Source organism: Paenibacillus sp. UASWS1643 (assembly GCF_008693195.1).
GTDB classification, from domain to species: Bacteria; Bacillota; Bacilli; order Paenibacillales; family Paenibacillaceae; genus Paenibacillus; species Paenibacillus amylolyticus_B.
This window is the reverse complement of the sequence record NZ_VXKZ01000065.1, coordinates 1-1179: the sequence shown is the minus strand read 5'-3', so window position 1 is coordinate 1179 and position 1179 is coordinate 1. Positions and strand designations below refer to the sequence as shown.

Here is a 1179-nt window from a genome sequence, read left to right as displayed (position 1 = left end):
ATTGCAAACTGTGGGTTTCATTGAGCAGTTTGTCTTCTCAGGAAAAAAACAGGGGTTGGCGGATCGCTACTTAAGTGTCACCAAAAATCCAGTGTTTTTGGATGGTCCAGTTCGTGGCTTGAATGAGCCAGTTCAAATGGACTTGTTTCAACTCGAATAGACAAAGACGCTGCAATCCTCAAAAAGGAGGCTTGTAGCGCTTTTGTTTTTAAGACCGATTAAGTTTCAGAAAAAATTTTTGAACAAGCATGGTCAAATCCTCGTGAAAATCATAAAAACATCCGTTTAACTACGGAGAATTCCGAAAAACATCCTTTCGACTACGGAGATTGGAGTAAAAAAAAATGAGATTCATGAATTTTAAGTCGGTTTTAGTCGAAAAAAGACGAAACATCCGTTTAACTACGGAAAACTGCTTTAAAACATCCCTTCGACTACGGAAAACCCCCTAAAAACATCCGTTCAACTACGGAAAATTACTTTTGTCCAAATTTGCCAAATCAAAAATATTTGTCGTATGATAGACATATAGGTTTAAGATTTTTACATAAAAAATAAAAGCCCACACCTCCACACTTTATGAATGCCTGGTCGCCAAACTAACCATTCATAAGGTACCACCGAGTTGAGAGCTTCTACTTTGTATTCGCAATTTATAGGGTTATTATACCCTTTTTGGGAAAGAAGGTGAAGGGCTAACTCCTGCTTTCCTATTGCCATTTTTGGTGTGTGTGCGGAAATTGGGAGTTTTTATAAGTCTATTGTTGTGCAGTCAAAGGTGCCGCTAGGCCATGTATTACGTCGTTTTTTTAGATCGCAAATTCAAGAGGTTCCTAGCAAGCACAAACAATCAGGTGCTGGCCGTGGATACGACTTCGGTTGGATTTATACCAGCCAGGATTGCCATACATATAATGCATGCCGGTCATATGATACGTTAGCTTGGCAAGCGGAAAGTAACACATACTATACCCCGAATACATTTTTTCGCAACGATCGGCGCGCCCAGGAGACCCTTCGCTGGCTAAATGCTTTTGTATTGGACGTTGATACAAAAAATGGCCAAAATGATGGGCTTATTTTGCCTGATCTTTTGGATCGGATCAGCGCAGCCGGTCTGCCCCAACCCTCGCTTATTGTCCGGACACCTTCAGGTGGATTTCATGTTCACTTTATCTT

Annotated in this window: 1 pseudogene; it reads left to right on the top strand. The window is 40.8% G+C overall.

The window, feature by feature from the left end:
* Positions 1 to 766: 766 nt before the first annotated feature.
* A pseudogene (locus tag FE296_RS33145) lies at positions 767 to 1179 on the top strand (hypothetical protein); the annotation flags it as partial.